Origin of the sequence: Chitinophaga sp. 22620 (assembly GCF_052044405.1) — a bacterium.
In the GTDB taxonomy this organism is placed as follows: domain Bacteria; phylum Bacteroidota; class Bacteroidia; order Chitinophagales; family Chitinophagaceae; genus Chitinophaga.
Genome location: NZ_JBQEMV010000002.1, coordinates 1,376,957 through 1,384,968, shown reverse-complemented (window position 1 = coordinate 1,384,968; position 8,012 = coordinate 1,376,957). Strand labels below are relative to the sequence as shown.

The 8,012-nt window shown below is 48.7% G+C and carries 6 protein-coding genes; 2 read left to right on the top strand and 4 right to left on the bottom strand.

The window, feature by feature from the left end; all coding sequences use genetic code 11:
* The 4 genes from ACTJIK_RS15265 to ACTJIK_RS15250 all read right to left on the bottom strand — a co-directional run.
* Nucleotides 1–886: DUF6443 domain-containing protein (locus ACTJIK_RS15265; protein WP_440647558.1), on the bottom strand; the 886-nt coding region annotated here is incomplete at its 3' end.
* A 64-nt stretch (nucleotides 887–950) separates the two neighbouring features.
* Nucleotides 951–4,427, bottom strand: coding sequence for a hypothetical protein (locus ACTJIK_RS15260; protein ID WP_440647556.1), 3,477 nt, complete (start codon nucleotides 4,425–4,427; stop codon nucleotides 951–953).
* A 144-nt stretch (nucleotides 4,428–4,571) separates the two neighbouring features.
* Entirely contained in the window at nucleotides 4,572–5,483 is a 912-nt protein-coding gene (locus tag ACTJIK_RS15255) for an NAD(P)-dependent alcohol dehydrogenase (protein WP_440647554.1), read from the bottom strand.
* 8 nt (nucleotides 5,484–5,491) lie between these two features.
* Complete coding sequence (locus tag ACTJIK_RS15250; RefSeq protein ID WP_440647552.1) at nucleotides 5,492–6,292, bottom strand: alpha/beta hydrolase; 801 nt, start codon at nucleotides 6,290–6,292, stop codon at nucleotides 5,492–5,494.
* A gap of 105 nt (nucleotides 6,293–6,397) precedes the next feature.
* Here ACTJIK_RS15250 and ACTJIK_RS15245 point away from each other — a divergent pair, with 105 nt between their 5' ends.
* Both ACTJIK_RS15245 and ACTJIK_RS15240 read left to right on the top strand, forming a co-directional pair.
* Entirely contained in the window at nucleotides 6,398–6,982 is a 585-nt protein-coding gene (locus ACTJIK_RS15245; RefSeq protein ID WP_440647550.1) for an RNA polymerase sigma factor, read from the top strand.
* 86 nt (nucleotides 6,983–7,068) lie between these two features.
* Nucleotides 7,069–8,007, top strand: a complete 939-nt coding sequence (locus ACTJIK_RS15240; protein ID WP_440647548.1) for a FecR family protein — start codon at nucleotides 7,069–7,071, stop codon at nucleotides 8,005–8,007.
* The last annotated feature ends 5 nt before the right edge of the window (nucleotides 8,008–8,012 follow it).

Below are 8,012 nucleotides of genomic sequence, written 5' to 3'. Positions count from 1 at the left end.
CTTTAGGCGGTAACACATAGCGCAGGTTGCCCAGGTCGTCGTACACATAATAGGTGCTCAGCCAGCCCACATGGCCCGTGCCGGGTGTGGCGGCCAGCTGTACTTTCTTGAGCACTACCCGGCCTTCTTTATCCTTGTATTCCACCGCGGCATTGCCCGCTTCGTCGGTGGTCATGTTCTTATACAGTTCCCCGGCAGAATACCGCGTGGTGCTGGCTGGCTGGCTGCCGTCCGCGGCGGCGATCGTCCAGATGCGTACGGAGTCGGTGGCAGTATTTACCAGGTATTGCTGGCTCACGCCGGTGCCTGACCCGGCCCAGCTGTTGCCAGGAGCCATGGTTTTGAGCACCCGGTTGAGCGGAGAGGCTTCGTATTGCGTCTGGCTGTAGAATACCTGTTCGCCGGGATAGATCGGCGTACCGGCGGTAGGCGCGTAGAAGTTCTTCTGATCGGTAAAAGGGTTGGCCTTGAAAGCACCGTCACCGGCAGTGGATACATACGGCAGGTATTGGTATTGTTCGCGGCCGAAGGAATCATAGACCACGGGCACCACTATATCTTTTTTAGCCGGTGAGCCGCCTTTGGTCACTGTTTGCAAGGGGCGGCCCAGGCCGTCGACGTATTGGGTGGATTGGCGGACATTGGACACATTCATTTCTGCGGCCACCGCCGCCGGGTCGGTGAGCGGCTTCGCCGGCTCCCAGGTACGCACGTAGTTTACCTTCACGCCTGCACCGTAAGCCGCCGGAACGGGGTTCACCGTTTGTGTAGGCGCAGCAGGCTGAGTTTGCGTGTTTGGCTTCTGGGCAAAGGTTTGATTCGCCAGTAGGAACAAACAAATGACTGCAGAAATAATTTTCGGGAATGTCGTGGGTTTATATTTCATAGATAAAAGAATCAGATTAATTATAGCAGTTTTATCCAATGATACTGATCGAAACCTAAAGTATCTATTGAGTAGCTGACACTTGATATTTCAGGTCAATTTGCTTAAGGATTTTACCATCCTGGTCGCGGACAAGTTTCAGCTTTCCAAAGTTGTCATATTCATAATATGATATTCTACCGTTAGTATCACATTCACTGGTGACACCGATCAAGGGATCATATGTGATCGTTCTTACTGTCGAAGTCGCAGGATATAATCTCAATTCATCAATTCCCCCACTGCCAGTTATCGTTACAGAAGTACTGTTTGTCTTAACATGATGCTCATGATAAGTCCATCCATTAAAACTTCTCCCGGCTTTGTAGCCATTCTGTACCAAACTGGCTCCGGAAATTGTAAACGGTGCCGAATTATTCCGCCAGTATGATACAATATATTCGTTACCATTTATCAGGCTGGTTTTGGTTGCGGGATACCCGGCTGTTAAATTATAGTACTTCTTCCCTGTTGGAAGAGGGCTGGATGGACTGCCCTGAACAATATTCGTTGCGTTAATATTCCAGTTACCGGTACCGTCCGACTCAAAGGAAGTATATGCAACCTCATTTTTTTCAGCATTTCTGAACTCAGCAACAGCAAAAGCATTTTTATAATCCCATATATAGGTAATAGAATGATTTTGAGGTGAAGTGATCAGGTTTAATCTCTTGCGTTGATCGTAAGACAATTCGCTGCTTAACCGAAAATTACCTGGCGCAGGATTCAGAATATTGGAATCCAGTACTGGCATTGGAATCGTCGAGCTTGATTCAAAATTATATACCTTGGCGATTTCGCCGTCACTATTCAGCATGTTGATATTTCCGCCCGTAATAGCCCCATTCCGTAAATTAGAAAGGAACACAACTGGCGAAATAATGTTTTTTTGCTTTAGCATGCCAATGGTGCCCTGCATTACAGAATCTGAATAATCAACCGGATACCGGTATTCGGCCGTTATTTCTTCGTTGCGGCTGTTGGTCTTTTTTTCCTTTTTTACCAGGAGGTTTTTGGGGTTATACTCATTGGTTTGGGTTGTAGCAATATAACTGGCTGAATTATTTTTATCAAATAATGTGTCGTAGGTAACATTCAGATAAGGGAATTCAGTAATAATACTATATACGGTATATTCTGGTAGCAAATCGTTGGGAAGATCGGTAATGAAACTGCGGCCTGCCGTAATCCCGGAGAAAGATTTCGTTAGCGGAGTAAGTATATTATACACATTGCGGACGCTGCGCAAAGGGGAGGTTCCTCCTTCTGCAAAATCCCGTTGCCTGACCAATAGCCCTCTCTGCCATTCAAAGCTTGTAGACGGTGCATATGGAAAGTTTGGATAAGTTTCATCCGGATTTGTTGTCGGATTGGTAAACTCATATGTACTATAACCATTTCCAGCCTCCGAAACAGTAACATATTGATATCCGACATATCCACCCGATGTTTGCGTAAGCGGCAGATTTGTATATGCCTGCCTGATTTTAAACACACAATTATAAATATCCACAGCGGTGCCGGGGAGCGGGCTTTGTTCAACTTTTTGCTCCGTCGAGTTTCTTACATATTCAGTCATCGGGAACATTCCACCGCTAGATTGATTATTTGGATAATTGTAACTGAAAGTACGGGTTCTCGCAACGGCTCCGTCCGCATTCACATCCTGGACCTTTTTAATCCTTAAACCGCCAACGGGCTTATTATTGCTGACTACTGTAGGCTCCCCGGGCTCCTGCCAAACCATAAATACTCCAAAAAAATCATAGTCAGCCAAATTAGTGGACAAAGGAAGCGGCATTTCAGCCTTTAACCGGTAGATTCCATTCTCCAAGCGGTAATCGGCCAGAAAACCGTTGTCGAAATTTATTATACTCAGTCTGTTGCCGTTTGCATCGAGTTTTTCAAGATATGTATTGGCAATCCGGCCATCTCCCAGTGTCTCATTTACTGTGATATTGACTTTCGCACCTCCTAAATTGTCATTCAGGGAATTTGGAGGAATATCTATTATGAAGTTATCCTGGTATATACTTTGAACCGGGTCTGCCCCTACACTAACAGACGCACCCATGTTTACCGGGTTTTCAATATAGCTCGATTCCCATATCGTGTTATTCTCAAACTCAAATAAAGTTGAGCCACCGGTAGGGTATGTTATTTTATTAAGAGTACCTGCTTTGGCATATGTTGGGTTGGCTTCTCTGTTGGCGCCAGGATATGTATATGTTTGACCGGACTGATTATAAATAAAGGTGGGAACTAAAGTTGTATTATTTGCTCCATTATAGTATCCCCAATGGTCTCGTGCAAAACTATTTCTGCAGGGAAGCAAGGTGCTTTCGTAGAAAAATTTGTAAGGCGGGTAAGCTCCTGTTGCGGATGCCTCCGCCAGCGAATCCAGTTTCAGTCTTTCCAAAGTGGGGTATTGTGAAACATTGCACGGGTAAACCTGGTCCTGGCTTATGGAATAGCTGTAATAAAACTGATACTTCTTTACTAGCGTGTTTTCTCCGTTAAGGACCTCAATCATATCAAGCCTTTTGTCCCCGCTTAAATCCACCCGGGCTGTATTAGCCCTGAAATTGACGGAACCATTCCTAAAAAGGATCCGCGTTAATCTCTTGCCATACGTTTTTATAAATGATCTACAATTGCTATTCCTTGATGAAGTGCAAAGGGGGCCTCCGTATTGAACAAGCTGGTATCTTGTCTCAACAAGTGCGAGATCATGGTTTGAAATATAGTCATCATACTCAAATTTCAAACTGTCCGCGCTATTTGCACTGACGATGCTGGTAAGATACCAGGAAGTAGGAGAAGCATTGAAGACGTTCGGTATAGGTGTAGCAGCTCCTGCTTCGCAGGCCCGTTCAGTTACGGCATATTCCTTTGCTTCGAAATAATATTTATCGCCATTTACTGCGGTCAATAACCAGCCGGTGGCGTTTTTTTCGATTCTCGTTTTATTAAGGGGCAATGCATGAATATTCCCTGATTGATCGTAGAAAAAAGAGCCATTCATATCCCCTACAGAAAAGGTATATATATCACTTTCCCCGTCTTCGGTCTGTCGTTCAATTCCTCTCAGAAATTCCGGAAACCCAGGCTGGCCGCCTGCTAGGTATCCTGTCAGGTTATTACCCGGAAGGAAGAAGGAACCGGACTCATCGGGCAACCCACGTACCGACCGTGATATCACGCCGCCAGCCCTCAGGCTCCATCCCAACCCAACCCAGGACGATATTTCTTCCACTTTTACGCCTCCTCCGTAATAGGACAAACTGACAGGGCAGCTTAAACTACCTTCTTTGACGTCATAGATAGGAATCGCAATTTGCGGTATGCCTGTATAATGACCAACCGGTACTTCCCCATACTTGCCAAGTGAGCTCGCGGTAGGGCTTGGTGGTATAATATTAATTGAATGTTTGTCTTGTGCTTTGGAAGAGATAACCAGAGAGGTAATCAGGATACCAACAACTAATAATTTTTTGCTCATAGGTATTTTTTTGTATGGAGGGCCATGGCTCCCTTGAGGGATGTACAATTATAAGAAAATATTTTAACCCAAACTTATAAACAATGTGATTAATAACCCATTGAAGAGTTTAGGAGGGTGTGTTTCATATTTAGCTTTATTTTCTTAGGTATTATTGTATACAGTCACCACCACATTCCCTTTCTTATGCCCCTTCTCCACATAACCATGCGCTTCCACGATCTGATCCAGCGAATAACGCCTGTCGATCACCGATCTTAATCTTCCTACTTCAATGACCTCTTTGAGGAAATTCAGGTCTTCTGCGCGGAGTTTGACGGTTCCCCGGGCCACTGACACGTACGTTCCTTGCGGCGCCAATGCTTTGCGGCATTTGGAGGACGGTGCTTTCCCAACGGCATCAAAGATGATGTCGTACCGCCCGCTCTTTGTAAAGTCCTCTTTGGTATAATCGATTACTTTATCTGCATGCAGGGATTCAACCAACGCTATATTCGCGGTGCTGCATACACCGGTAACTTCCGCCCCGAAGTGTTTTGCCAGCTGTACCGCAAAAGTGCCCACACTGCCGGATGCGCCATAAACAAGCACTTTTTGCCCGCTCCGGATATTTGCCTTTTCCCTGAGGAAAAATAAGGCCGTAAGCGCCCCGACGGGAACGGCGGCGGCTTCCTCATAGGTCATATTCCCGGGCTTTAGCGCCAGCGCCCCTTTTTCAGGCATGCGTCTATACGCGGCATAAGCGCCGAAACGAAAGCCCGGCGTTCCGAATACCTGGTCCCCGGTTTTGAACAGCGTTACATTTTTGCCGGTTGCTTCCACCTCGCCCGCGAACTCAAATCCCAGTATGTTTATCCGGGGCCTTATAAGACCATTGAACAATCTTACCAAAAAGGGATCGGCCTTTCGCATCCGCCAATCGCCGGCGGTCACTGTTGTGGCATGAACTTTTATCAGCACTTCATCTTCCCCGGGAACGGGCTTTGCCACCTCCTTTAGTTGCAGCACATCCGGCGGGCCATATTTTTTGTAGACAACGGCTTTCATTGTTTCCATGTAAGGAATTATTTCTTATTGATCTCCTTCAACATTAAATAAAACGAAGGTTTCGGCATATCGCCATGCCCGTAACCGTCCATCTCATAGAGATACGTTTTTTTATGGCCTGTGAGCTGCATCATGCGCGCGAGGTAGGCGTTTTCTTCATAACGGCCCAGCATTTCCATTTCGCGGTTACCCGTGTAGAGATAAAGCGGCGGCGCATCGGCCCGTACATGATAGAGCGGCGCGAACTCATCGATAACGGGTTGCGTATCCGCAATGCCCCTCTCCTTGCGGACGGTGAAGTGGGTGATGGCCTGCGCGCTGAAGGAAAATATGGCCGCGATGCGGTCCGCGTCAATATTATAGGGAGCCAGCCATTTTTTGTCCAGCCCTACCATGCAGGACAGGTATGCCCCGGCCGAGTGGCCGGAAACATATATCTTATTGCTATCGCCGCCAAAGGAAGCCGCGTTCCTGAATGCCCAGGCCACCGCGGCTGCAGCGTCTTCGATGTAGGCGGGGCAGCTTACTTTCGGGCTCAGCCGGTAGTTGGCGGCGATCACGATCACGTTCTGCCTTTTCAGTTCAGCGGGAATGGATTTATTACCACCGGTGATACCTCCGCCGTGAAACCAGACGATCACGGGCGCATTGGCGGCTTTGACGGGATAATAGACGTCCAGCACGCAGCGCTCTTTCATATAATCCGTTTGCCGGCCGGTGCGGTAAGCCAGGTTATTCTTCTGAAGGTACGCGGCGGTATCCTGTGAAAATGCGGGAATGGCGGTAAGTATGAGCCAGAACAGGGCAAAATGCTTCATGAACGGGAGATTTATAAACAAAGAAAATAAAAATCAGGAGGAATTAACGTAAAGTTTACCCCGCTTTATGCCCGGTTTGCCTATTTTGGCTCACATTTTCGATTCATGAATTATGCAATCCTGACTACTGACGAGTTGATGGAAGTGGTGTGCGGAGGGGACGGGCAGGCGTTCGACGAATTATACAACCGGTTCTGGGAACAATGCTACGTATTTGCATTCAGGCGGCTTAAAAACCCCGACGATGCCAAAGACGTGGTGCAGAACGTATTTGTTACCCTCTGGCATAAAAAGGATACCCTGGCGGTGAACAGCAACGCCGAAGCCTACCTCTTCACCATGGTGCGCAACGAAACCCTGCGCTGCATTTCCCGCGCCATCAAAGACCGCGCCCGCGAAGAAGAAATGGAACAGCTGCTCCAGCCCGTGCTGGACGATCTGCTGGATCCTTACCAGAAAGAGGTGCTGCTAAGGCTGCTCAACGACGAAGTGCGCCTGCTGCCAGGCCGCATGCAGCAAGTGTTCCGCCTGAATATGGAAGAGAACCTGAACATCGCTGAAATAGCCGCCCGCCTCAGTCTTTCCGAGCAAACCGTACGCAACACCCTGAACGCCGCGCTCAAAAAGCTGCGCCTTAAAATGAAAGAAGCGGTTTTCCTGATCGTTATGCTCATCGAAGCCGGGAAATAGAACCGGGATCGAAGTAACATTAAGTTAACACACCCGCACTGGTTAAACCCGCCTGTTGCTGCTCATATATGCAGAAACACGGCTCAATGAATATTCAGCACTTCAAACGTATCATAGACCGCTTCCTGCAGGGCAATGCCGGCAAGGAAGAGGAACAGTTCATCCACCGCTGGCTCGCCGCTACCGACAAAGAAAAAGTGACGCTGGATAATGAGGAGCGCAGATCCCTTTCCGCAGAAATAAAGCAGGCGGTAGATGAACGCACCGGCCGCTCCCGACCGGCCAAAACCTTCCACCTGCGGGCTTTCCTGCGGTATGCCGCCATCTTCATCACACCGGTGGCCGGCCTTGCCATTTATTTCATCCTTTCCAATAAAAACCGGCAGCACGACCTCGCATTCCTTCATTTCGAAGCGCCTCCCGGCGAGCTCCGGAAGATCACCCTGTCCGACAGTTCCATCATCTACCTGTTCCCCGGCACCAGGCTCGACGTGCCTGACCAATACGGCGAAACCTCCCGTTCCGTGAAAGTGGCCGGCAGGGCCTTCTTCGACGTGCGGCAGAATGTGGGCAAAGTATTCGAAGTGCAGTCCGGGAAGCTGACCACCACGGTGCTGGGCACTTCCTTCGAGGTGAAAGAAGGCGCGGACAAGCTGATCGTATCCGTGCGCACGGGCAAGGTGCGCGTGCATTACGGCGCGCGCCTGCTGTCTGACATCACCGCGGGCGACCGCCTGGTGATGGACACGGCCGGCACGGGTTACGTGCTGGAGCACTGGCAGGGGAAAAACGCGTTCAACTGGATCAGCGGCGGGCTTTCGTTCCGCCAAACGCCGCTGCATGAAGCGTTTGACCTGGTAAGCGACTGGTATAAAGTAAAAATGATCATCAGGAATAAAGACCTGGAAAAAGAGCGGGTAACGGCCAACCTCGAAGGGCAGACGCTGGAATCAGCCATGAAGATCCTTTCGCAAACGGTACGGTTCAGATACGAAAGCAACGGACACCAGATCATCATTTATTAAAACGG

Excerpts from the sequence above, each read along its gene's own strand:
- ACTJIK_RS15260 (WP_440647556.1), bottom strand. The coding sequence starts at position 4,427 with ATGAGCAAAAAATTATTAGTTGTTGGTATCCTGATTACCTCTCTGGTT.
- ACTJIK_RS15255 (WP_440647554.1), bottom strand. The coding sequence starts at position 5,483 with ATGGAAACAATGAAAGCCGTTGTCTACAAAAAATATGGCCCGCCGGAT.
- ACTJIK_RS15250 (WP_440647552.1), bottom strand. The coding sequence starts at position 6,292 with ATGAAGCATTTTGCCCTGTTCTGGCTCATACTTACCGCCATTCCCGCA.
- ACTJIK_RS15245 (WP_440647550.1), top strand. The coding sequence starts at position 6,398 with ATGAATTATGCAATCCTGACTACTGACGAGTTGATGGAAGTGGTGTGC.
- ACTJIK_RS15240 (WP_440647548.1), top strand. The coding sequence starts at position 7,069 with ATGAATATTCAGCACTTCAAACGTATCATAGACCGCTTCCTGCAGGGC.